19 protein-coding genes are annotated in these 24,838 nt (G+C 50.1%); 11 read left to right on the top strand and 8 right to left on the bottom strand.

Annotated features, from left to right (window positions below; genetic code table 11):
• Window positions 1–23: 23 nt before the first annotated feature.
• Window positions 24–1,403 carry an argininosuccinate lyase gene (argH, locus tag ACTHTQ_RS04125; protein ID WP_440363174.1) on the top strand — a complete coding sequence of 460 codons (1,380 nt, stop codon included), beginning with the start codon at window positions 24–26 and terminating at the stop codon, window positions 1,401–1,403.
• A 743-nt stretch (window positions 1,404–2,146) separates the two neighbouring features.
• On the opposite strand, the gene fumC is transcribed toward argH, so the two are convergent.
• Window positions 2,147–3,535 (bottom strand): class II fumarate hydratase, encoded by a 1,389-nt coding sequence (fumC, locus tag ACTHTQ_RS04120; protein ID WP_440363173.1) that lies wholly within the window; start codon window positions 3,533–3,535, stop codon window positions 2,147–2,149.
• A gap of 324 nt (window positions 3,536–3,859) precedes the next feature.
• On the opposite strand from fumC, the gene ACTHTQ_RS04115 reads away from it, so the two are divergent.
• The 8 genes from ACTHTQ_RS04115 to ACTHTQ_RS04080 all read left to right on the top strand — a co-directional run bounded on the left by ACTHTQ_RS04115 (window position 3,860) and on the right by ACTHTQ_RS04080 (window position 12,493).
• Window positions 3,860–5,779 (top strand): TonB-dependent receptor, encoded by a 1,920-nt coding sequence (locus ACTHTQ_RS04115; protein ID WP_440363172.1) that lies wholly within the window; start codon window positions 3,860–3,862, stop codon window positions 5,777–5,779.
• A gap of 59 nt (window positions 5,780–5,838) precedes the next feature.
• Window positions 5,839–6,816, top strand: a complete 978-nt coding sequence (locus ACTHTQ_RS04110; protein WP_440363171.1) for an ABC transporter substrate-binding protein — start codon at window positions 5,839–5,841, stop codon at window positions 6,814–6,816.
• 491 nt (window positions 6,817–7,307) lie between these two features.
• Entirely contained in the window at window positions 7,308–7,946 is a 639-nt protein-coding gene (locus ACTHTQ_RS04105; protein ID WP_440363170.1) for a hypothetical protein, read from the top strand.
• A gap of 106 nt (window positions 7,947–8,052) precedes the next feature.
• The gene (locus ACTHTQ_RS04100) at window positions 8,053–8,496 is read left to right on the top strand and encodes a hypothetical protein (RefSeq protein ID WP_440363169.1); all 444 of its coding nucleotides are present in this window, start codon (window positions 8,053–8,055) and stop codon (window positions 8,494–8,496) included.
• A gap of 190 nt (window positions 8,497–8,686) precedes the next feature.
• Window positions 8,687–9,484, top strand: coding sequence for an ABC transporter permease (locus tag ACTHTQ_RS04095; protein ID WP_304669581.1), 798 nt, complete (start codon window positions 8,687–8,689; stop codon window positions 9,482–9,484).
• A complete protein-coding gene (locus ACTHTQ_RS04090) occupies window positions 9,484–10,176 on the top strand; it encodes an ATP-binding cassette domain-containing protein (protein WP_206193499.1) in 693 nt (230 codons plus the stop codon). Before ACTHTQ_RS04095 ends, ACTHTQ_RS04090 begins: the two co-directional genes overlap by 1 nt.
• A 309-nt stretch (window positions 10,177–10,485) precedes the next feature.
• Window positions 10,486–11,100: a CadD family cadmium resistance transporter gene (locus tag ACTHTQ_RS04085; protein WP_049335602.1), complete on the top strand. Its 615-nt coding sequence runs from the start codon at window positions 10,486–10,488 to the stop codon at window positions 11,098–11,100.
• 295 nt (window positions 11,101–11,395) lie between these two features.
• Entirely contained in the window at window positions 11,396–12,493 is a 1,098-nt protein-coding gene (locus tag ACTHTQ_RS04080; RefSeq protein ID WP_440363168.1) for an NnrS family protein, read from the top strand.
• 51 nt (window positions 12,494–12,544) lie between these two features.
• Here the strand turns inward: ACTHTQ_RS04080 and pgi are convergent, their stop codons facing one another.
• From pgi to zwf, 5 genes are all read right to left on the bottom strand, one after another.
• Window positions 12,545–14,188 carry a glucose-6-phosphate isomerase gene (pgi, locus tag ACTHTQ_RS04075; RefSeq protein WP_440363167.1) on the bottom strand — a complete coding sequence of 548 codons (1,644 nt, stop codon included), beginning with the start codon at window positions 14,186–14,188 and terminating at the stop codon, window positions 12,545–12,547.
• Window positions 14,189–14,331: 143 nt separating this feature from the next.
• Window positions 14,332–15,180 (bottom strand): DNA-binding transcriptional regulator HexR, encoded by an 849-nt coding sequence (gene hexR, locus ACTHTQ_RS04070; RefSeq protein WP_049329830.1) that lies wholly within the window; start codon window positions 15,178–15,180, stop codon window positions 14,332–14,334.
• A gap of 77 nt (window positions 15,181–15,257) precedes the next feature.
• Window positions 15,258–16,238 (bottom strand): glucokinase, encoded by a 981-nt coding sequence (locus ACTHTQ_RS04065; RefSeq protein WP_070632210.1) that lies wholly within the window; start codon window positions 16,236–16,238, stop codon window positions 15,258–15,260.
• The gene (pgl, locus tag ACTHTQ_RS04060; RefSeq protein ID WP_250601710.1) at window positions 16,219–16,914 is read right to left on the bottom strand and encodes a 6-phosphogluconolactonase; all 696 of its coding nucleotides are present in this window, start codon (window positions 16,912–16,914) and stop codon (window positions 16,219–16,221) included. Before pgl ends, ACTHTQ_RS04065 begins: the two co-directional genes overlap by 20 nt.
• A 63-nt stretch (window positions 16,915–16,977) precedes the next feature.
• Window positions 16,978–18,423: a glucose-6-phosphate dehydrogenase gene (gene zwf, locus ACTHTQ_RS04055; protein WP_440363166.1), complete on the bottom strand. Its 1,446-nt coding sequence runs from the start codon at window positions 18,421–18,423 to the stop codon at window positions 16,978–16,980.
• Between the two features lie 481 nt (window positions 18,424–18,904).
• Between zwf and edd the strand changes: the two genes are divergently transcribed.
• On the top strand, window positions 18,905–20,740 hold the full coding sequence (gene edd / locus ACTHTQ_RS04050; protein WP_440363165.1) for a phosphogluconate dehydratase: 1,836 nt from the start codon (window positions 18,905–18,907) through the stop codon (window positions 20,738–20,740).
• Window positions 20,741–20,829: 89 nt separating this feature from the next.
• Complete coding sequence (locus ACTHTQ_RS04045) at window positions 20,830–21,468, top strand: bifunctional 4-hydroxy-2-oxoglutarate aldolase/2-dehydro-3-deoxy-phosphogluconate aldolase (protein WP_003745733.1); 639 nt, start codon at window positions 20,830–20,832, stop codon at window positions 21,466–21,468.
• A gap of 69 nt (window positions 21,469–21,537) precedes the next feature.
• Here the strand turns inward: ACTHTQ_RS04045 and ACTHTQ_RS04040 are convergent, their stop codons facing one another.
• Together ACTHTQ_RS04040 and ACTHTQ_RS04035 are read right to left on the bottom strand one after the other, a co-directional pair.
• Entirely contained in the window at window positions 21,538–23,142 is a 1,605-nt protein-coding gene (locus ACTHTQ_RS04040) for an NAD(P)-binding protein (protein WP_440363164.1), read from the bottom strand.
• A gap of 67 nt (window positions 23,143–23,209) precedes the next feature.
• On the bottom strand, window positions 23,210–24,796 hold the full coding sequence (locus ACTHTQ_RS04035) for a DUF4178 domain-containing protein (RefSeq protein WP_440363163.1): 1,587 nt from the start codon (window positions 24,794–24,796) through the stop codon (window positions 23,210–23,212).
• Window positions 24,797–24,838 lie beyond the last annotated feature (42 nt).

Genomic DNA, 24,838 nt, shown 5'->3' with positions numbered 1-24,838 from the left:
ATTTATATTTTAAGGATGCTGATATGAGCAAGGACAAAACCTGGTCAGGCCGTTTTAACGAACCTGTTTCCGAGCTGGTCAAAAAATATACCGGCTCGATTGATTTTGACAAACGACTGGCAGAATGGGACATCCAAGGCTCGCTGGCACACGCGCAAATGCTGACACAGTCGGGCGTTTTGAGCGAAGACGACCTCTCCGCCATCCGTCAGGGCATGGCCGAGATTATAGCAGAAATCAAAGAAGGAACGATTTCCTGGTCGCTGGATTTGGAAGATGTCCACATGAACATCGAACGCCGTCTCACCGACAAAATCGGCGATGCGGGCAAGCGCCTGCATACCGGCCGCAGCCGCAATGACCAAGTCGCCACCGACATCCGCCTGTGGCTGCGTGATCAGATTACCGTTATTCAAGACCTGATTCGAAGCCTTCAGACGGCCTTAGTCGATTTGGCGGAACAAAACGCCGAAACCGTTATGCCCGGTTTCACCCATCTGCAAGCCGCCCAGCCTGTCAGCTTCGGACACCACATGCTCGCCTATGTCGAAATGCTCGGCCGCGATTTCGAGCGTATGGCCGACTGCCGCAAACGCGTCAACCGTATGCCGCTCGGCGCCGCCGCCCTTGCCGGTACCACCTACCCGATTCAACGCGAAATTACCGCCGAGCTGCTGGGCTTTGAGCAAATCTGCCAAAACTCGCTCGATGCCGTGTCTGACCGCGATTTTGCCATTGAGTTCACGGCTGCCGCTTCTCTGATTATGGTTCACCTGAGCCGTCTTTCCGAAGAATTGATTTTGTGGATGAGCCCGCGTTTTGGCTTTATTGATATTGCCGACCGTTTCTGCACCGGCTCGTCCATCATGCCGCAAAAGAAAAACCCCGACGTACCCGAACTCGTGCGCGGTAAATCCGGTCGCGTGATTGGCCACCTGATCGGCCTGATTACCCTGATGAAATCGCAACCTTTGGCATACAACAAAGACAATCAGGAAGACAAAGAGCCTTTGTTTGACACTGCCGACACACTTATCGACACCCTGCGCATTTACGCCGATATGATGCGCGGCGTGACCGTCAAACCCGACAATATGCGCGCCGCCGTGATGCAGGGTTTTACAACGGCTACCGACTTGGCGGATTACTTGGTGAAAAAAGGCATGCCTTTCCGCGACAGCCACGAAGTCGTTGCCCAAGCCGTGCGCCATGCCGATGAAGCTGGCGTTGATTTAAGCGAATTGCCGCTTGAAGTCCTGCAAGGTTTCAGCGGTTTGATTGCCGATGACGTGTACAGCGTGCTGACACCCGAAGGCAGCTTAAACGCGCGCAACCACTTGGGCGGCACCGCGCCTGAACAAGTCCGTTTCCAAGTGAAACGCTGGCGTGAATTGTTGGCTTAACCCCATCTAAACACACAATAAAAGGCCGTCTGAAAATTTTCAGACGGCCTTTTGATTACCTGTGTTACACTCAATCTTACAATAAAAACAGATAAACCTAAACTTACCTTCAAACGAGAAAACACGCCTCCTGACTTTACCGCCATCTTCAAACAAAAGGAGCAAGGGTGAAAAACATTGTCTTAAAATTGATCATGATCTGCCTATTCAGCGGATGCTATGCCGTATTTGTCGCCTGGGAAAATGGTGGATTCAGCCAGCTCCATGATTTTCAATCAATAGAGAGCAACGGCATGAGCGCATACCTTCATCAAACCTCCCCCATAGCCATGCAGGCTGAAAAAAACGAGCTGTCGATTTTGCAAAACAACCAAAACAGCTTGGCCTCTTGTGTCGGCATTGAATCTTTATGCGAACAAGCCAAGCTGGGCATCTGGGTTGAGCATGCCAAATTCTTACAACACAAAGACACGGGCAAATTATTGGTACTTTCGTTGGACTATTTGGAAAACAATAACACCGCAAAAACCCTACACAACCGCTATACTGCATCGCTCCTACCCCAAGCAGACAGAACGGAGGCGTGGCATTATGCCTGGCGTACATTTCTAAGGTCAGTAACTTTCCTACTGCTCTTCAATTTACTGTCAATGATTTTTGCCCTATTTGAAAAAAAAGACAACCGCAGCATAAAAACATGCCGTCTGAAAACATTTTCAGACGGCATGTTTCATTATCAAAGCTTAACGCGGATGAACCATATCGGCAGGAACGACCAATTCGTCAAACTCTTCGCCTGTCAGCAAGCCCAACTCGACGGCGGTTTCGCGCAACGATTTGTCGTTTTTGTAGGCGGTTTTGGCAACTTTGGCGGCGTTTTCGTAGCCGATTTTACGGTTTAACGCAGTAACCAACATCAGGGAATGGTGCAGGAAATAGTCGATTTTTTCCGGTACGGGTTCGATGCCGACGGCGCAGTGTTCGTTGAAGCTGTTGCACGCGTCGCCCAACAGGCGGATGGATTGCAAGAGGTTGTAGGCGATAACGGGCATATAGACGTTCAGCTCGAAATTGCCCGACGCGCCCGCCATGCCGATGGTGACGTCGTTGCCGAACACTTGGCAGCACACCATGGTCATCGCTTCGCATTGGGTCGGGTTGACTTTGCCCGGCATGATGGACGAACCCGGCTCGTTTTCGGGGATTTTGATTTCGCCCAAACCGCAGCGCGGGCCACTTGCCAACCAGCGGATGTCGTTGGCGATTTTGTTCAGGCTTGCCGCCAGCGTTTTCAATGCGCCTGAAGCGGCAACGGCGGCATCGCGTCCGCCCAAGGCTTCAAATTTGTTCGGCGCGCTGACAAACGGCAGGCCGGACAATTCGGCGAGTTTGGCGGCGGCTTTTTCGGCGTATTTGGGATGGCTGTTCAAACCCGTACCGACCGCCGTGCCGCCCAAAGCGAGTTCATACAAGTCTTTAAGTGCATCGTTCAGACGGCCTAAACCGTGATCGAGCTGGGAAACGTAGCCGGAAAATTCTTGTCCCAAAGTCAGCGGCGTCGCGTCTTGCAAATGGGTGCGGCCGATTTTGACGATGGGGGCAAATTCTTTGGCTTTTTTGTCCAATGTATCGCGCAAGGCTTTTACCGCCGGAATAAGGTGGCGGTTGATTTCAATCGCGGCGGCGACGTGGATGGCGGTTGGGAACGCGTCATTGGTCGATTGCGCGTGGTTCACATGGTCGTTGGGATGGACGGGCTGATACGCCGCCAAGCCTGTACCGGCGATTTCGTTGGCGCGGTTCGCCAGCACTTCGTTCATGTTCATATTGGACTGCGTGCCGGAGCCGGTCTGCCAAACCACTAAAGGAAACTGCCCGTCGAGCTTGCCGTTCAACACGTCGTCCGCCGCCTGCGTAATCAAATCCGCCTGCTCAGGCTTAATCCTGCCGAGGGAAACATTAGTGGCAGCTGCGGCTTTTTTCACCAGCGCCAAAGCATAAATCAACGGCTGCGGCAGGGTTTCGCCGCCGATTTTGAAATTGTTGCGGCTGCGCTGGGTCTGCGCGCCCCAATAGGCTTCGGACGGGACTTCGACATTGCCCATGGTGTCGTGTTCGGTACGGGTACTCATGCGTTTCTCCTATATTTAAATAGAAATAATAATGATTCGTAAAATTCATTATAACCAGCAATAGGCCGTCTGAAAAGAGAGAGTTTTTTCAGACGGCCTATGCTACTCTATAAACGGAAAACACAACCGCAAGATGAAACGCAAATACAAACCTCGCTAACACTCCCCTCTTCTAAAAGTTTTTAGCCCGTATCGGCTTGTGTTCAAGGCTAAAGCTTTCCTTACCGACAATAAAGTTTTATCGGCTTCAGATACTTTATCGTTTCTTTACTTTGCTTCTCTCTAAGAGCATAATAAATAAAAATGATTATCAGGATATAAATAATGAAACAAAACCATTTGATTTGCTTATTAATGAGCAGTTTTGCCGCCGCAAACGGCTTTGCCGAAACCTTGGCAGACCCTGACAAAATCCAGCCTGTCAAAACCTTCTCCCCGCCCAAACCGATTGCACCGACCGCGGCTCAGGGCTACTTCCCCGGAAACCAATTCGACCGCACCGACCGCAGCGATCATTACTTTGTTACCGAAAACATAGACCAAGCCTTCCGCCCGCTGAAGGCAAACAGCGGCTTTTACGGCAAAAGCTTTTACAACTCCGTTACCGCGCAAGCACGCGGGGCGAAGGTATACGGCGTGGCCAATCTCAATCACACCAAGGCAAACGGCTACAAAGACGGCGGCGGGCGCGATACCGATTGGAAATACAGCCGCTTCAATCAGGCTTTGGTACTCGGTTTCGTGCCGTCTGAAAATCAGGAATACCGCCTCACTTATCTGCACGACGACATCAACAACGACCGCCAGCCGCAGTTCGTCAACGACGCATTGGATACCGAACGCCACATCGCCAAACTCAACGCGCGTTGGGGCAATGCCGATTTGAGCAATACGGTCAGCGCGGAAGCAGGCGTCATCAAACTCAAACGCCGCGCCGACAATTACTCCCTGCGTCAAAACAATACGCAGCAGAAAGTGTTCGTGGAGCTTGACCGCAAAGTGTACGACTTCTCGCTCAAACACGACGCAGATTTCGGCAAGTTCCACAACACAGCCGCCGTCAGCTACCGCAACGACAGCCAAAACGGCGAGCGCAACGCCCACACTCCCATGCGCGACTTCCTCAACGGCTACCGTTTCGCCGATGTGCACATCGACCGCTGGCGCATTGCCGATACCCTGTCTTACCAGTTTGACGACCAACACAAACTGGGCTTGGGCTTGAGCTACGAACTCAACGAAGCGGACGTTCGCAAAAATACGGCGCAACCCGCCCATCCGATGAACCGCAATCTCGCCTTCGCCTCAGCGCAGCAAATCTGGAAAACCCATTACGGCTACGACTTCAACGGCAAAGTGCGCCGTCATGCTTTGTCGGGCGAACTCAAATACGATTTCACGCCGTCTGAAACGCAAAAATACAGCGTCTCCCTTACTCACTTAGAACGAATCGGCGACAACACCGAACGCTTCAACTCGCTTGCCGCCATCGTGCAAAACCGCATGAACGGCGCGCTGATGAACCAAAACCCAGCCGCCGCCATCGCAGGCAATCCCTTGCTGAAAACCGAAAAACACAACCGCATCAAGCTTACCGCCGACAGCCGCAACGACTACTACAACGGCTACATGAACTCGTTAGCAGGCGCAGGCTGGAACGTGGGCGGCACACTTGTGGCGGACAAAGTCAAAGACCTGATTATTTTTGACCGCGCACACGGACAAAGTGGCACGGCTTCCAAAGGCGGCGGCATCATCACACGCAACGTGGACGCACGATTGTTTACCGCGCAGGCCTATGCACGTTACAACTTCAATCCGCATTGGGCCGCAGGCATCAAAGCTACCTACAACTACGGACACAATGAAACCGACGGCAGGCCGCTTTATCAAATCCGTCCGTTTGAAGCCGCCGTCCAAGCCGACTACAAAAACTACTTTGCCTACGGCAGCTACAACATCGGCGCGGCGGCACGCTTTGTCGCCAAACAAACGCGCGGCGATTTTGACGCGGCAAGCGGTCTGGGCATAGACAAACGCGAAGCCGCCAAAGGCTTTTCCGTTGCCGACGTGTACGCAGGCATGAACATCAAAGACAAATACGGCTTGCGCTTGGGCGTGAACAACGTGTTCAACAAAAAATACGCCGAACACATCAGCGGCGACCACGTCCTCGCCCTGTCGCCCAGCGTAGTGTATGCACCGGGCAGGACGTATTGGCTGAGTTTGCACGCGGCGTTTTGAGTATCAGGCCGTCTGAAAGAATGCCTACACTGGCTTATGTAAGAATTAGGAGATAAAAAATGGATATGAAAAGACGTGATTTCTTAAAAATGACCGCCGCGCTGGCAGCCGCAGGCGTTTCGCCTTCGCTGTTGGCGGCGGGGAAAGAACAATTTACCGTGTACGGCGCACCGGCAATGCCCAGCGTAACCATTGCCGTAGCGGCGTTGCAAGGCAAGCTGGCAAAACAAGCGGATGTGTCGCTGAAAATCTGGCGTTCGCCCGACCAACTTCGCGCGGGCGTAGCGAGTGGACAATTTAAAGTGATGATGAGTCCGAGCAATGTCGGCGTAAACCTGCGCAACCAAGGACAGAAAGTCGGCATGGTGAATATTTTGACCAACGGCATCACGCAGTTGGTCTGCAAAGGCAGCGCGATTGCCTCGCCGCAGGATTTGGTCGGCAAAAAAATCCTCGTTCCGTTTAAAAACGACATGCCCGACATCGTGCTGCAAGCCTTGTTGAAAAAACTGAAAATCGACGCGCACAAAGTCGGCATCACTTACACCGCCACGCCGCCCGAAGCGGTCGGGCTGTTTTTAAGTAAGGACTACCACGCCGCCATCCTGCCCGAACCAATGGCAAGCGCCAGCATGCTCAAAGGCAAAACCATGGGCGTAAACGTCGTGCGCGGCTTTGATTTGGTGAAGGCATGGGGGCAGGCGTTTGACACCAAACCGCTGATTCCGATGGCGGGCATCATCGCCAACGAAGAATATTTCCACGCACACAAAGCGCAGTTCGACATCTTCCATCAGGATTTGAAAAACGCGCTCAACTGGATACTGGCCAACCGCCAAAGTGCCGCGAAAATCGGCAAAAACTACCTCCCCGCACCCGAACCCGCCCTAGTCATGGGCTTGGACGGCGCGCGGCTGACGGTAACCAAAGGCAGCGAAGTGAAGAACGAGATTTTGAAGTTTTACGAAATCCTGATGCAGTTCAATCCGAAACTTCTGGGCGGCAAGCTGCCGGATAACGGGTTCTTCTTGGCTTAAAGGGAGGGGAGGTCGTCTGAAAAAGGGCAGGGTGGTTGTGAATACCTGATTTATCATTTTTCAGACGACCTATCAGCAACGTAGGTCGGATTCTTGAATCCGACATTTCGGTTAAACAGGGCTGTCGGATACGAGTATAAGACATACTCTTTTCAGACGACCTATCAGCAGCATAGGTTGGATTCTTGAATCCGACATTTCGGCTAAACGGGGCTGTCGGATACGAGTATCCGACCTACTTTTTCAGACGACCTATCAGCAGCGTAGGTCGGGTTCTTGAATCCGACATTTCGGCTAAACGGGCTGTCGGATATAAGTATCCGACCTATTTTTTTCAGACGACCTATCAGATAATAGTTAGAACAGTACATAAATAGCCGTCATTCCCACGCAGGCGGGAATCCGGTATCTAAATTGGTTGATACAGATAACGAAAAATATGTGAGTATTTGAAGGAGTGATGATGGAATTTTGCCGATGGAGCAATGTTTATGTTCATTAAAAAATTTCTTTTTACATGTTTTATTGCCATCGTTTTTGCCGGTGCCAATGCTTGTACCCGAAATATTAACGAGGGTTGTGAGAAAATTATTCAATTTACAATGGATGACAATATTACCGTCTCCAATGTGATCCATTGGGAAATTATGCCCGGAAAATATGTTCTAAATTTTAGACATTATCAGGCATCAGACTCAGAAGGGGTGGTTCATCGTTTGACTGAAGATCAGCTCATTAATGCCATTAAGTACTCCATTGCGCAAATCGATAAAAATAAATTGTATGAAATACAGTTAAACTGGAGCAGCAGCGAGACATCCAGAAAGTCGATTGAGAAAGCACTTAAGGAAAATACTTTGTTGGGCGGCAGGTATTCGGCATTCGATAAAAAGATACAAAAGATTACAACGAAATCTTTTGTTCAAAGCCCGTTCATACGGAAGTTGTGCATGCAGATTGATAATCTGAAGATGAGCTGTAATTTCAAATCATATTTCTTGGAGCCCATTTTATTTAAGACGGGCGAGTATAGCTCCGGAAAAACTATTCGCTCAGATGAAAATGCAAATATCGACTGGATTGGTTTAGCTTCATATGAACTATGGTTTGGTATTCCTATTAATCAGTAAGTAAGGTTGGGTTGTCACCTCCCAAAAACCGTCGAATTACCTGAAATGTTAGGGTATGAGTCCAATCTACACTTAGTTATCAACTGCTATTATTGGAGATTTAAAAATGGATTTTAAATTTAAAAATATTGGACATATCGTTTGCAAAGCAATTACAGAATTTATGCTTCAAAAAAAAGAGTCTTATAATCTGGGAGATAATGATGTCGCGTTTAGTAAAGCATCTAAAGTATATGAATGCTATTTAAACGAAAATTTAGTAGCTTTTATCATATTGACGTATTGTTTTAAAACGAATGAGGAGATTGAGGATAATTATTTTTATGAAATTATATTTGGTAAGTTAACAAATGATGAAAATGTAAAATTTAAAGAAATACTAAAACAATTCCTTCAAAACGAGTACAAGGAAGATTTAAAGATTTTTGCGGTTGTAAAAAACACTAATAAAGATAAGGACAAGGTATTTAACATTTTAGAGGAAAATGGGTTTGTTACAACTGAAAATCCCAGCGAACGTATTTTTATTCCTAATAATAATTGTCAGTAACCAAAGGTTGGCTTAGCAGCAGTCGTATCCCAACCCAAATACTGAAATTCTAAACCAAGGTCGTCTGAAAAACACTATTTGGAAAAACCAAACCGTTTCGTTGAATTACGGTGTTCCATCTAACCCAATCAACCATTTTTCAGACGACCTATCGTCCCTAAACCATCCCCATCAAACCAACAACCAAACCATGATTAAAACCGACAAAATCCGTAAACCGCAGCCTGCGGTGTTTTACATCATCGACTACCTTTGGAGCGGCTTTGCCGGTCTGAGCGTGGCGATGGTGGTGGTGGCGTTGTGGGCGTGGGGCAGCGCTGTGTTCGGTGAGTTTATGCTGCCTGCGCCGGTGGAGGTGTTTCAAAAGTCGTTTGATTTATTGAAACATTTTCAGGAAAACGAAATCGGGATTTCGCTGTGGCGGTCGGTGGTGGGTATTTCGGTTGCACTGGTAGCGGGATTGGCGGCGGGGCTGGTGGCGGGCAGTTTTAAGACGGCGATGGCGTTGCTCAAGCCTGTGATTACGGTTTTGTTGGCGATGCCGCCGATTATTTGGGTGGTGATGGCGTTGTTTTGGTTCGGTTTCGGCAATCCGAGCGTGTTGTTTACCATCATTGTGTTGGTTGCGCCGCTGACGTTTGCGAGTGCGGCGGTCGGGATGGCGAGTGTGAACAAGCAGCATGAGGAATTGTTTGACGCTTATAAATTAGGTCGTCTGAAAAAAATCCGCTATCTGTATATCCCGCATCTGACGGGCTATGTGATTTCCAGCATCGGCGTGGCGGTGGCGATGGGGGTGAAGGTGGTGATTATGGCGGAACTCTTGGGCGCGAGCGAAGGCGTGGGCGCGCGGATTGCGGATGCGAGGGCGATGCTGGAGACTTCGACGGTGATGGCTTATGTGGTGCTGGTTATCGTGTTTGTATCGCTGTTTGAATACCTGATTACCAAGCCTTTGGAAATTTTGTTTATGCCGTGGAGGAGATGATGCTCTGTCTTGAAAACGTGCGTTTTGAAATTCTCCGCGATCCCATTGTGCGCGATTTCAGTTTGAACCTGCAACACGGCGAAGTAAAAGCTTTGTTCGGGCCGAGCGGCTGCGGCAAGACGACGGTTTTGCGGCTGATTGCGGGTTTGGAAACGCCGAAATCGGGCACGATACGCAATACTTTCCGCAAAACGGGTTTTCTGTTTCAGGAAAACCGCCTGCCGGGAAACTTGACCGCGATGCAGAATATCGCTATTTTTATGGACAAACTCGATGAAGGCGAAATCATCGCGCTGGCGGCGAAAGTCGGGCTGACTGCGGGCGATTTGAACAAATATCCGACCGAATTGTCCGGCGGCATGGCGAAACGGGTAGCATTTTTGCGCCTGCTGCTGTGCGGCTGCGACCTTGCCTTGCTGGACGAGCCGTTCGTCGGTTTGGACCGCGATTTGCGCGATATTTTGGTCGCCATGCTGGTGGAAAAAATCGAGCGGCAGGGCATGGCGTGTATGCTGGTAACGCACGACCGCTTCGAAGCCGCACGCCTGAGCCATGAAATCATGCTGCTTTCCACTAAGGGCATGAACGTGCAAAACGTGATTACCCTGCCTACGCCGCTGTCCGAACGCGATTCGGCTTTTGAAGAAGCCGTGGTGGCAAGAGAGTTTCAGGGGATTCATTATTATGAGTGATAGGAATTTAAATTTCTGACAAACCTTGCGGTTCGTTGCCCTCTCACTAACCCTCTCCCACGGGGAAAGGGGATCAGGTTTCTCAAAATCAGAGAGCCGTAGAATTGGGAATCAGATGTCAGGTAAACCTGAAAATGTTCAGGCTCGACAGCCCAATTCCCTCTCCCCGTGGGAGATGGCTAGGGAGAGGGTAAGCAAGCCGCAGGCTTGCCTCTTTAGCGAAAGATACGAATCTGTTATCCGAACGCGATTCGGTTTTTGAAAAAGCCGTGGTGCCAAGGGGGCAGGGGATTCATTATGAGGTGCTTTATGTTTTCGACTGTGATTACTGCTGCTGTTTTATATATTGCTACAGCAGTAGATTTGTTGGTAATACTATTAATATTTTTTGCTAGAGCAAATACTAGAAAAGAATATCGAGATATTTATATCGGACAATATTTAGGTTCTGTAATTTTAATATTAGTTAGTTTATTTCTAGCTTTTGTTTTGCATTATGTTCCGGAAAAATGGGTGTTGGGTTTATTAGGTTTAATACCGATTTACTTAGGTATTAAAGTTGCTATTTACGACGATTGTGAGGGCGAAAAAAGAGCTAAAAAAGAATTGGATGAAAAAGGGTTGTCAAAATTAGTCGGTATTGTTGCTTTGGTTACAGTTGCTAGTTGTGGTGCAGATAATATTGGACTTTTTGTTCCTTACTTTGTGACTTTAGATCTTGTCGACTTATTAGTTACTCTTCTTGTATTTTTAATATTGATTTTTGTTTTAGTATATACAGCACAAAGATTGGCTAATATTTCAGGTGTTGGTGAAATTGTAGAGAAGTTTAGTCGTTGGATAATGGCTGTTATTTATATTGGTTTAGGGTTATTTATTATTATTGAAAATAATACAATTCGAACAATAATATCAATAATATGAATGATACGGGCATTTGAGTATCTGACAAACCTTGCGGTTCGTTGCCCTCTCCCTAACCCTCTCCCACGGGGAGAGGGAATCAGGTTGCTGAAAATTAGAGAACGTAGGATTGAAAATCAGATGGTAGGCAAACCTGAAAATATTCGGGTTTGGCAGCTTAATCCCCTCTCCCCGTGGGAGAGGGCTAGGGAGAGGGCAAGCATGCCGCAGGCTTGCCTCTTTAGCAAAAGATACGGCCCTGTCCACCCAATAAATCCATATCCGAAAGCATCTTCATGCAGAATCAAGCCAAGCCATGAATAAATTTTTCACCCACCCCATGCGGCCGTTTTTCGTCAGCGCGGCGGTACTTGCCATACTCGGCGCGTTGGTGTTTTTTATTAGCCCCGGCGCCGTTATTTTGCACCGCCAAATCTTCTTAGAACTTATGCTGCCTGCGGCATACGGCGGTTTTCTGACTGCCGCCATGCTCGAATGGACGGGGTATAAAGGCCGTCTGAAACCCGTTGCCACCGTCTTGGCGGCGTTGTTGCTCGCCGCAACCGTCATGCTGCCGTTTTCGCCGCAAACCGCTTCGTTTTTCGTCGCCGCCTATTGGCTGGTGTTGCTGCTGTTCTGCGCCTGGCTGATTTGGCTCGACCGCAATACCGACAACTTCGCCCTGTTGATGCTGCTCGCCGCGTTCACCGTTTTTCAGACGACCTATGCCGTCAGCGGCGATTTAAACCTGCTGCGCGCGCAAGTGCATCTGAACATGGCTGCGGTGATGTTTGTATCCGTCCGCGTCAGCATTCTTTTGGGCGCGGAAGCCCTTAAAGAATGCCGTCTGAAAGACCCTGTTTTTATTCCAAATATCGTTTATAAAAACATCGCTATTACTTTCCTGCTCTTGCACGCTGCCGCCGAACTTTGGCTGCCTGTGCAAACCGCCGGTTTTACCGCGCTCGCCGTCGGCTTTATCCTGCTCGCCAAGCTGCGCGAACTGCACCATCATGAACTCCTGCGCAAACACTACGTCCGCACCTATTACCTGCTCCAACTCTTTGCCGCCGCAGGCTATTTGTGGACAGGCGCGGCGAAACTGCAAAACTTGCCTGCCTCCGCGCCCCTGCACCTGATTACCCTCGGCGGCATGATGGGCGGCGTGATGATGGTGTGGCTGACCGCCGGACTGTGGCACAGCGGCTTTACCAAACTCGACTACCCCAAACTCTGCCGCGTCGCCGTCCCCATCCTCTTCGCCGCCGCCGTCTCGCGCGCTGTTTTAATGAACGTGAACCCGATATTTTTCATCACCGTTCCCGCAATTCTGACCGCCGCCGTGTTCGTGCTTTATCTGTTGACGTTCGTACCGATTTTTCGGGCGAATGCGTTTACGGATGATCCGGAATAAAACAAAAGGCCGTCTGAAAATTTCAGACGGCCTTTGCTTTAAATAAATGCTTTATTTGTTGGCATTCAAATAAAGATTAATCAGACGTGTAGTCGAGCTGTCATGTTTTTGCACTTCGGTCTCGCCGGTCAATTCGGCAAGAATGGTTTTGGCCAGTTGTTTGCCGAGCTCTACGCCCCATTGGTCAAAGCTGTTGATGCCCCAAATAATGCCTTGAACAAAAGTTTTGTGTTCGTACATGGCAATCAGGCTGCCCATATTGCGCGGGTTGATTTTGTCCATGAGGATGAGGTTGGTCGGACGGTTGCCGGAGAAGGTTTTGTGCGGAACCAGCTCTTCGATACGTGCTTCGTCCATGCCTTGGGCTTGAAGCTCGGCGCGTACTTCGTCAGGCGTTTTGCCGCGCATAAAAGCTTCGGCTTGGGCAAAAACGTTGGCCAGCAGGATTTCGTGGTGGCCGCGCAGGTTGCTGCGTTTTTCGAGCGAGGCAATCAGGTCAATCGGCGTGATGTGCGTACCTTGGTGCAGCAGTTGGAAGAAGGCGTGCTGGCCGTTGATACCGGTTTCGCCCCAAATAATCGGCGAAGTTTCGTAACCGACAGCTTTGCCGTCAAGGGTCACTTGTTTGCCGTTGCTCTCCATATCGAGCTGCTGGATAAATTTGGGCAGGCTGTGCAAATGTTGGTCGTAAGGCGCGATAACGTGGCTGCCGCCGCCGTAGTAGTTGATGTACCAAATGCCGATAAGGGCAAGGATAACCGGCAGGTTGCGCTCCAGCGGCGTGTTGATGAAGTGTTGATCCATCAGGTGCGCGCCGTTGAGCATTTCGATGAAGTTTTCTTCGCCGAGGTACAGCATAATCGGCAGGCCGATGGCAGACCACAGGCTGTAACGGCCGCCGACCCAATCCCAAAATTCAAACATATTGACGGTATCGATACCGAATTCGGCAACGGCTTTTTGGTTGGTCGATACGGCAACGAAGTGTTTGGCGACGGCGCTTTCATCGCCTGCATGATCTAAGAACCATTTACGCGCGGTCAGGGCGTTGGTCAGGGTTTCTTGGGTGGTGAAGGTTTTGGAAGCAATGATGAAGAGGGTGGTTTCAGGGTGGACTTTAGACAATACGTCGCGCAGTTGGGAGCCATCCACGTTGGAGACGAAGTGCATATTCAGGCGCGGATGACCGAAAGGCTTGAGCGCGGTACACATCATCAGAGGGCCGAGGTCGGAGCCGCCGATACCGATGTTGACGACATCAGTAATGACTTGATTGGTGTAGCCCAACCAGCTGCCGCTGCGGACTTCGTGTGCGAACTCGCCCATGCGTTGCAGGACATGGTTGACCTTAGGCATGACATCCTCGCCATCCACGACGATCGGGGCATTGGTGCGGTTGCGCAGGGCAACGTGGAGTACGGCGCGGTTTTCTGTCGTATTGATTTTTTCGCCGCGGAACATTTGCTGCATCCGTTCCGGCACGCCTGCTTCACGCGCCAACTCGAACAAAAGCGACATGGTTTCGTCGTTGATACGGTTTTTAGAATAATCCAAAGTCAGGCCGCCAACTTGCAGCCAGTAGCGCTCGGCACGTTCAGGATCTTGCTCGAACATTTCACGCATATGTTGTTCTTTGGTTTCGTCAAAATGTATCCATAATTTTGACCAAGCTGGTAAATCGTAAAGCTGTTTCATCGGATGCTCTCCTGGATAATGGACAGTTTTGTTGAGAAAACGGCCGTGAGGTCGTCTGAAACGGGAACGGGGTGGTTTCCGTTTTTTGAGGTTTCAGACAGCCTTGATGTGGGTTAAGGCCGTCTGAATATATCAGTGAAGAATCAATCTTTATCGTATTCGATGTGTTTGTTATGTATGCTTTTTTTACTTTTTTGCAGTTGAATGCTGGCCGTGTCGCCCAAGCGTAAAGCCAAGCCGATGGCAAGAATGTCGATAACGGCCAGCTGCAGAAGACGGGACACCATAGGCGTATAAAGCTCGGCATTTTCCTGAGTGGCAATGCTCAATACGCAGTCGGCCATTTGGGCCAACGGCGAATCATTGCGGGTCAGCGCGATAACGGCTGCACCGTTTTCTTTGGCAATACTGGCCGCATCCAACAATTCGATAGATGAGCCGGTATTGGAAATCGCCACCAATACATCCTGCTCGGTCAATACGGAAGCCGCCATCAACTGGGTATGCGTATCGACATAGGCGACGGTTGACATACCGAAACGGAAGAATTTGTGCTGCGCATCTTGGGCAACAATGCCGGAGTTGCCGACACCATAAAACTCAACGCGTCGCGCGTGCATCAGAATGGCAATCGCGTTTTCCAGCTCAGACTCTTTCAAGAAACGGCGCTCACCCAAAAGGGAGGCTGCGGCATTGCCCAATACTTTTTCGACCACGCTGCTCATGTTGTCATCGGCGTTCAATTCTTCATGAACGTAAGGCATACCTTCATGACCGATGCTGGCAGACAAAGCGAGTTTGAACTCAGGTAAGCCTTTGTAACCCAAACTGCGGCAGAAACGGATCACTGTCGGCTGACTGACGGATGCACGCTCGGCGATTTCCGCCACAGCGGCATGAACAAACCATTTCGGCTCGGCCAGCGCAGATTCGGCAACTTTGCGTTCTGCACCGGAGAGATTGGACAATGATTCGCTGATTTTGCTTAACATATACTCTACCCTTTGATTCTTTGACGTTCAGGACAAGATACATTTTCGTACCCTGCCCTGCACCGCCGTTTGTGTGTTTAAACGTTATTTAAATGATTGTCTAATGCCACCGTCGCGCCGACGATGCCCGGAAATTCGCTCAATACGACATACACGGGAATGGCGGCAAGATAAGCTTCAAAGCGGCCTTTGTTTTCAAAGCGGCTTCGGAATGGAGACGTTTTAAAGTAATCCAACACGCGCGGGATAATCCCGCCGCACAAATACACGCCGCCGCGCGCGCCCAAGGTCAAAGCCAAATTGGAAGCGACCGTACCCAACATGGCGCAGAAAATATCCAAAGTCTGACGGCAAATCGGCGATGTTCCGCTCAATGTCTTATCGGTAATTTCAGAGGGCTTCAGACGGCATTGTTTGATGTTGTCGCGTTTGGCCAATGCTTCATAAATTAGGCTTAAGCCTGAGCCGCTCAAGAAACGCTCGGCAGAAACATGACCGTATTTGTTTTTAGCGTATTGCCAAATCAACACTTCCATATCGTCAAACGGCGGGAAGCTGGTATGACCGCCCTCGCCTGCCAACGCTACCCAGCCGGCAGCGCTGTGCACCAAACCGCTGACACCCAAACCGGTACCCGGGCCGATAACGGCTTTAGGCGCAAATTCGATTGGTTTTTGACCGCCGATTTGTATCAAGTCTTTCTTATCGGTTTGTGTTACCGCCAAAGCTTGGGCGGTAAAGTCGTTCAACAGAATCAACGTTTCAAAACCCAAAGCCTGACGGGTGGTTTCGATGGAGAATGCCCAGTGGTGGTTGGTCATCTGCACCCAGTCGCCCAAAATCGGATTGGCAATCGCAAAGGCAGCGTGCAAAACTTTCGGTCTGCCTGCGCGTTCCAAATAAGTTTTGACGGCATCGACGATGGTGACGTAATCCTTACAAGGCAAGACTTCAGCCTTTTCAATGACCTGTGGTGCAGTTTCAAGTGCAAAACGGGCATTCGTACCGCCGATATCGGCGATCAAACGAGGATAAGCCTCAATGTGCATAGTAGACATGGCAGTTAATTCCTTGGTGATTGAGAATCAGACTGGTCGGATATTCGGTGTCAGCCCTTGCAGCAGCCTTATCGAATACCGCTTTTTTCTCTGCGCCTTGAATAGCCAAAAATACATTCGGCGTTTTGGCAATCGCACCCAAAGTCATGCTCACACGCTCATGCGGTGCGGTAACCGGCGTAGTATGAATCAATGTTGGATCATTAGCTTCATTGATTGCGGCCTGTAATTGAGGCGCTTGAGGGAACAACGACGCCGTATGCCCGTCTCCGCCCATGCCCAACACCAGCACGTCAGGTTGCTTATAATATTTCAATGCGTAAGCAACGACAACTTCAGGTTGTAATTCAGTTTCAGACTTTCCGTCTTCAACAACAGGAATCCATGTGGCAACGGCCGCGTTATTTTTGAGCAGATATTCGCGTACCAAGCCTGTATTGCTGTCGGCATGCGTGGTCGGAACGATACGCTCGTCCACCAAAGTAATGCCGACATTTTGCCAATTTAAATCTTTTTGCGACAAAGCCTCGAAAAACGCAATCGGTGAACGGCCACCGGAAACAGCCAAAACCGCATGGCCTTTCTCATTCAACGTAGCTTGCAATGCGGCGGCAACAGCATCGGCAAGAGCTTGCGCGGCAGTTGCAGCGTTTTCTTGTTCGTGCCAAACAAACATGTTTCGTCCTTTCATGGTTTCAGACGGCCTTTTGTTGGAAAACAAGGCCGTCTGAAAGAAATATTATTGCTCTTCGTGCCACTTGTTGCCGTCACGGGCCAACAGCGCGCGTGCAGCTTCAGGACCCCAAGAATGGGCTTCGTAAGCATGTGGAGGCGTTGTATTGTTCGCCCAGTTTTCCAAAATCGGCATCACATATTCCCAAGCGGCTTCGAGTTCGTCACGACGGTTGAACAAAGCGAGTTTGCCGTTAATCACATCCAGCAGCAGACGCTCATAAGCCTCGGCGCGGCGGCCCTCTACGGCTGTACCCAAGTCCACGCCAATCGGCGTAACTTCAACTTTGTTGCCTGCACCCGGGGTTTTCACTTGGGTGTAAAGGCGGACGGATTCGGTCGGTTGTAGTTCAATAACCAAACGATTCGGCGCAGGTTGGCTGTTGTCAAAAATATGGTTTTGCAGCGGACGGAAATTCAACACGATTTCCGCCACTTTGCCTGCCATGCGTTTGCCGGTACGCAGGTAGAAAGGTACGCCTTTCCAACGCTCATTTTCGATTTCGGCTTTGATGGCGACATAGGTTTCAGTAAAGCTATCTTGCGGAACGTTGACTTCTTCCAGATAGCCGTTCATGCCGTTTGCTGCAACATATTGACCGCGAATAACATTTTCGTTGACGGATTCGATGGTCAGCGGTTTCAGCGATTTGATGACTTTCACTTTCTCGTCGCGTACGGCATCGGCATCCAAGCTCGCCGGTGCTTCCATCGCAGTCATACAAAGCATTTGCATCAAGTGGTTTTGCACCATATCGCGCAACGCGCCGGTAATGTCGTAAAACTCGCCGCGTTCTTCCACGCCCAACTGCTCGGCGATGGTCAGCTGTACGCTTTCAATATATTTGTTGTTCCACAAAGGCTCGAACATCACATTGGCAAAACGCAAGGCCAGCAGGTTTTGCAGGCTTTCTTTACCCAGATAATGGTCGATACGGTAGATTTGCTCTTCTTTGAAATAACGGGCCACATCTGTATTGATTTGCTGGGAGGAGGCCAAGTCCGTACCCAACGGTTTTTCCAAAACCACGCGCACGTTATCGGCATTCAAACCGATTTCGGCAAGGTTTTCACAGGCTTGCGCAAAGAATTTCGGCGCAGTTGAGAGATAGATCGCGACATTTTCAGTATTCTTGCGTGCTTTTACCAAGTCGCCCAAGGCAATGAAATCGCCTTTCTCTGTGACATCGACTTTTAAATACTCGATACGTTGGATAAACGACGCCCACGCTTCATCTGAGAAGTTTTGTTTGACATGGATTTTAGAATTCGTTTCCACTTTAGACAAAAAGCCGGCGGTATCCAATTCGCTGCGGCTTACACCCAAAATACGACCTTCGGGATGAAGCAAACCGGCTACATGCGCCTGATACAGGCAAGGCAAAAGTTTACGCATTGCCAAATCGCCGGTCGCGCCAAACAACACCAAATCAAAATTTGTCTGTGTACTCATCGTTTCATCTCTCGTTGAGGAAGCTTGCTTCAAAACTTTTGGACTGTCGTCATCCATAAAAATCAATTAAAATCAAAAGCCTTTAAGCAATAAGCAGTAAAAAACCAATCGCCCGCACCAAAATTTCAAACAAGCGGGCTAGTGAGTAGTAATACTACACATGACTACAGATTTTGTCCATTCTCATTTTTACAAATTGCTTGATTTAACATAAAAGTTTGATGACTTTTGCAGCCTGCCATTTTACAAATTGACCATACCTCGATTTAAATCAAATTTCTTCCACTTAGCGAATTATTCTGTAACAAAATTACAGAATTTGTACTATAATACGCAGACACTTCGAAGAGAAATCTTCAACATTTCAGACGGCACTCATTATTTATTCCCACAGCTCCAGGCCGTCTGAAAAACACCCAATACAAAAATCAGAAACGCGCAAACAAAATCCCTATCATATCGTTTTGCCAGGAGACAGCACATGAACCCCACTCCTATTCACCCTAAACTCGCCGAGATTACCGAGCGCATCATCGAGCGCAGCCGCCCGACGCGTGAAAAATATCTGGCGAAAATCCGCAGCGCCAAACAAATGGGACGGCTGGAGCGCAACCAGCTCGGTTGCAGCAACTTGGCGCACGGCTACGCCGCCATGCCCAAAAGCATCAAAATCGAAATGCTTCAGGACACCGTTCCCAACTTAGGCATCATCACCGCCTACAACGACATGGTTTCCGCACACCAGCCGTTTAAAGATTTCCCCGACCAAATTAAAGACGAAGCACAGAAAAACGGCGCGACCGCGCAAGTTGCCGGCGGTACGCCCGCGATGTGCGACGGCATCACGCAAGGCTATGCCGGTATGGAATTGTCGCTGTTCTCCCGTGACGTGATTGCCATGAGTACCGCTGTCGGTCTGTCTCATCAAATGTTTGACGGCAGCCTGTTTATGGGTGTGTGCGACAAAATCGTTCCCGGCTTGATGATCGGCGCTTTGTCTTTCGGTCATATTCCAGGCATCTTCGTTCCGGCAGGCCCGATGTCCAGCGGTATCGGCAATAAAGAAAAGGCCCGTACCCGCCAACTTTTCGCCGAAGGCAAAGTCGGCCGCGATGCCTTGCTTGAAAGCGAAATGGGTTCTTACCACAGCCCGGGTACTTGTACCTTCTACGGCACTGCCAACTCCAACCAAATGATGATGGAAATGATGGGCGTGCACCTACCTGCCGCCGCCTTTGTCCACCCATACACCGACCTGCGCGAAGCCCTGACCCGCTACGCAGCCGGACACCTCGCACGCGGCATCAAAAATGGTACCATCAAACCATTGGGCGAAATGTTGACCGAAAAATCCTTCATCAACGCCCTGATCGGCCTGATGGCGACCGGCGGTTCGACCAACCACACTATGCACCTCGTTGCTATGGCGCGTGCCGCAGGCGTAATTTTGAACTGGGACGACTTTGACGAAATTTCCTCCATCATCCCGCTGCTCATCCGCGTGTACCCCAACGGCAAAGCCGACGTGAACCACTTCACCGCAGCAGGCGGCCTGCCTTTCGTTATCCGCGAATTGCTGGACGCAGGCCTGTTGCACGACGATGTCGATACCGTCGTCGGACACGGTATGCGCCACTACACCAAAGAGCCTTTCCTCATTGATGGCAAACTCGAATGGCGCGAAGCCCCCGAAACCAGCGGCAATGAAGACATCCTGCGCAAAGCCGACAACCCGTTCTCCCCAGACGGCGGTCTGCGCCTGATGAAAGGCAACATCGGGCGCGGCGTGATTAAAGTATCTGCCGTGCGCGAAGGCTGCCGCATCATCGAAGCGCCTGCCATCGTGTTCAACGACCAACGCGAAGTGTTGGCGGCATTTGAACGCGGCGAGTTGGAACGCGATTTTGTCTGCGTTGTCCGCTACCAAGGCCCGCGCGCCAACGGTATACCCGAGTTGCACAAACTGACCCCGCCTTTGGGCATCCTGCAAGACCGCGGCTTTAAAGTGGCACTGCTGACCGACGGCCGTATGTCCGGCGCATCCGGCAAAGTTCCGGCCTCCATCCACATGACGCCTGAAGCCCTGATGGGCGGCAATATCGCCAAAATCCGTACCGGCGACTTGATCCGCTTCGACTCCGTTACCGGCGAACTCAACGTCCTGATCAACGAAGCCGAATGGAACGCCCGCGAAGTCGAACGCATCGACTTGAGCGCGAACCAACAAGGTTGCGGCCGCGAACTCTTCGCCAACTTCCGCAGCATGACCAGCAGCGCAGAAACCGGCGCCATGAGCTTCGGCGGCGAATTTGCCTAAACCTTTTCAGACGGCCTTTTAAAACAAACAGGCCGTCTGAAACCATGTTAACGACCCTATTACGATACAGTCCCCAACGGAGACCTAAAATGTCCAAACTGACCCCACGCGAAATCCTGACCGCCGGCGCAGTTGTGCCGGTAATGGCGATTGACGACTTGAGCACTGCCGTCGATTTATCCCATGCCCTTGTCGAAGGCGGCATTCCCACCCTCGAAATCACCCTGCGCACCCCTGTCGGCCTCGACGCCATCCGCCTGATTGCCAAAGAAGTGCCCAACGCCATCGTCGGCGCAGGTACGGTAACCAATCCCGAACAGCTCAAAGCCGTCGAAGATGCAGGTGCGGTTTTCGCCATCAGCCCGGGTTTGCACGAATCTCTCGCCAAAGCCAGCCACAACAGCGGTATTCCTCTGATTCCCGGCGTTGCCACTCCGGGCGAAGTCCAACTGGCTTTGGAACACGGCATCGACACACTCAAACTCTTCCCTGCCGAAGTCGTTGGCGGCAAAGCCATGCTCAAAGCCCTGTACGGCCCTTACGCCGATGTTCGCTTCTGTCCGACCGGCGGCATCAGCCTGGCAACTGCACCCGAGTATTTGGCACTGCCTAATGTCTTGTGCGTCGGCGGCTCATGGCTGACTCCGAAAGAAGCCATCAAAAACAAAGACTGGGACACCATCACCCGTCTGGCTCGCGAAGCTGCCGCTTTAAAACCAAAAGCCTAATCAGGTTGTTATTAAGTTAAAAGAGAAAAGGCCGTCTGAATATGATTTCAGACGGCCTTTTTATATCAATTAAGCCAACACTTTCCGTGCCGCTTCCACACCCCAATACAAAGCCTCTTCAAATACCGAATAGCTGCTTAAGTCACTGTGTGCAAACAATAATCCAGCATTTCGTTTCCTGATTTTTAATAAAGCCTCATCGCTTAAATAGCCGGATTTCGGTACGCTCATGCCATGCCCCCGAACGGTAATGTCAACACGGGAAACGTGCCGCCAAAAGCCTTCGCCGTAAGCGGTAAGCAGATCTTGGGCGGCAAGCTGGAGCAGCTCTTCGTCGCTTGCTTCAAGCAGCTGGCGGCGGACGGCTTGTGGCGTATCGTGGTTGAGCGCGGCGTAGGCGGTAAAAATCGTGCGTTCAGGACGGGCAACCCGGATAAGCTGGTTGGTCGCAACAACATAGCCCAGCCCTTGACTGCCGTAAACCACATTGTCCCACGCAAGTTCGCTGTTGTTTTTTTCTTTCGGGAAGCTGTGCAGTTCAAAATTGGAAACCAGCCATGGTGCGTATTCTGGGATGTCCAGACCAAATTGTTCAGGAGATTCAATAATGCGGGCGGCAACCATCAGCGGCATGGCGGAGATAACGTGTTGCGCGGTGACGGCAACGGTTTCCTCTTTTGCATTATCACGCAGCCACACTTCAATCCGGCCGTCTGAAAGCGGTTTGATTTTGACGGCGGAAGCATTAACCGAAGCAGGCTTTTCCAAACGAATACTGCTTTCAGACGGCCATTGCCAGCCTTCCTGCAAACCGGCATGACGGCGCAGGTTTTCAGAAAGATGTGCCAAACCTTCGGGCCAAGTGAGGACGGTTTCCGCGCTGTTGCGGGCGGCAAAATAATGCAGTCCGGCAAAGGCAGAAACTTGCCCAATGCCTTGTCCGTAATCGTCGCGGCAACAATAATCGAGATACCATAAAAGCTCGGGCGAGTTATAACCTTCTTGCTCAAGCCATTGTTTGAACGTCAGATTATCGAGTTTGCGCCATGTCTCATCTGCCGATGACAGCGCAATCGGAATGGCAAAAATTTTCTTACCGTCATCGCCGTAAGCCTGTTTCAGACGGCCTATCAAATCAAAAAACCGTTTAGAATCAGCATCTTCTTTCGGAAATAAATGTTCCACCCATTTATCCTGATATAAGAGACGCGATTCGGGCGCATAGACCAAATCGGTTTCCCTAAAGCTGCCATCCGGCTGCAAAATACCGAAATCTGCCAGCATCTCGCGCACATACACGCTTTCTTTCGACGGCAAAGCCAAATAATGCGCACCGCTCGGCGCTTTCAGGCCGTCTGAAGACGTATAGGCGGCATTGTTGCCATTGCGTTCAAACCCTTCTGCCAACAATACATCGCGGTGATTATGCTTCGCCAAATACCACAACGCCCCCAAACCAGCCGCACCGCCACCGAGTATCAAGGTATTGCATTCATAACGACGGGTCGGCTGATTGATCAATTCTCCGTCGCGCAACAAATGCCCCAACGGCAAGCCGACACGGTTAATAGAAACCGGAGGTTTGCGGTTGAGGTATTTATAAGTCTGCCAAGAGAAAGCAGAGGCAGCGCCAAGCGCGGCGGTATAGCTGAAAAATTGACGGCGAGTTAGCATGTTTTATAAAAAGGTTGTCTGAAAAAATAAAAATAAAACGGTACAACGAGGTTAAGCAGGTCTCGCGTTATTTATGCCCTGCCGAATAACCATGATAGGAGCTGCCGGAATGCGATGAGTCGCTATCTTCCGCTTGGACATAGTTGAACAAGACGGTAAGAAAAATGATGAAAGCAAAGAAAATAATCGTCCCTACCCGTTCTTCTTCGTAATCACGATCATTTTTATATCTGTCAGAAATCCATATCCATACCAACACACACAGACTGACCGCTATACCGACAGGGCTACGTAGATGCGGCGACAGCCAGGCCGGAAGGTTGACGATGATAAGAATCAGCATAGCAATGATACGGGCTACATTATCTCTGCTCCCAACATTTCTATTGTCGCCCTTCAGCCAGTAAGAGAGCATCTTCTTAGTATCAAAAGACAGGCCGAATGCCTTTCTCATTTGACGGTAAGACACAGGACTGCTTTTACTCCAGACTATTTCATCCTTGCTCTGCTCAGAACACAGAATGACATTCCGGCCATAACTTTTCTTGCCGCTATATTCCTTGTAATGAAGCAAATCGCCTTGTTTGACTTTCCAATAAAACGCATCAGCCGCTGCCTCGACCTGCCCACGGTAATAATCAATCAACATTTCACCGGCAGGATTGCCACTTGAATCAAAGTCCGGCCATGTGTGTAAGGTTTCTGACAACCGCCAGCGTTTTCCAGACTCAATTAGCCAGGCAAACCCTTGCTGCGTGTTATAAAGCAGATATTCCGTCCAGTATTCAGACTGATTTTGGTTATAAGACGGTATTTCGGCAAATCTTACAGCCCCGATAATCAGATATTCTGTATCGTTCAGACGGCCTTTCGTACCTATGGAAAGTGTGAACAGGTTTTCTTGTTCTTTCCTTTGGGCATTTGCCTCCATCAACGCAACAGTATCTTTTGTCGTGTTCAAACTACTGCCGCAAGACTGACATAAAAGGAAAGAAGTAACACCACCTGGCCAATGAACAGGAGCGCCGCAATGAGGGCAGTTTTCAGAAAGAATCTCTCCTTTCAGACGGCCTGCACTTTCACGGATTTCATCATCACTGCGCTTATTTTCCAGCTTCAAACTGTCCAAACTGACTATGCGTCCGAAGTAGGAGTCCATTGGAAAAGCCGAATAATCCAAGGTCAAAAACAAATTGCCCTGTCGCCAGTCGCAAACCTCGCCTGTCGCTTGATTCCCAGATAAATTGAACGGCAACTCGCCTTGCGCATCGGTATTACAGTAATGTATGGTGCGGACGTCTGACGCAATAAAGGTTTGGCCATTAAAGATCAACGAACTGGAACCGGCTTTCACCGACTTAAAATTTTTCGGCCCCCGTCTCCTCTTCTGAGCCAGCAAACAAGTCATCGCATATAAATTGCCAACCTCGGAAAGCCAGCCGGTCTGCCCGTCATCAAACAAGACATACCATTCATTCCATGTGCCGACATCGTAATGCACCTGCAATCGCCCAATCAGCGTAAATTTCCGATCATCAAAAACGCCTCTCGTTCCAATCTGTAACGGACTGAAATCTTCCAGCAACGCAGAATCACGCCCTGCATTGGCAACAAAATATCCGCTCCTCCCCTTACCGCTTCTAGCAACCAGCATACTGCGGCAATGGCCACACACCAGCGTCACGGCAGTAGCGGA

The organism is Neisseria sp. P0020.S003, from assembly GCF_051957095.1.
Lineage (GTDB): Bacteria > Pseudomonadota > Gammaproteobacteria > Burkholderiales > Neisseriaceae > Neisseria > Neisseria subflava.
Note: the sequence above shows the minus strand (reverse complement) of the source record. Positions and strands in the feature narration are given on the sequence as shown.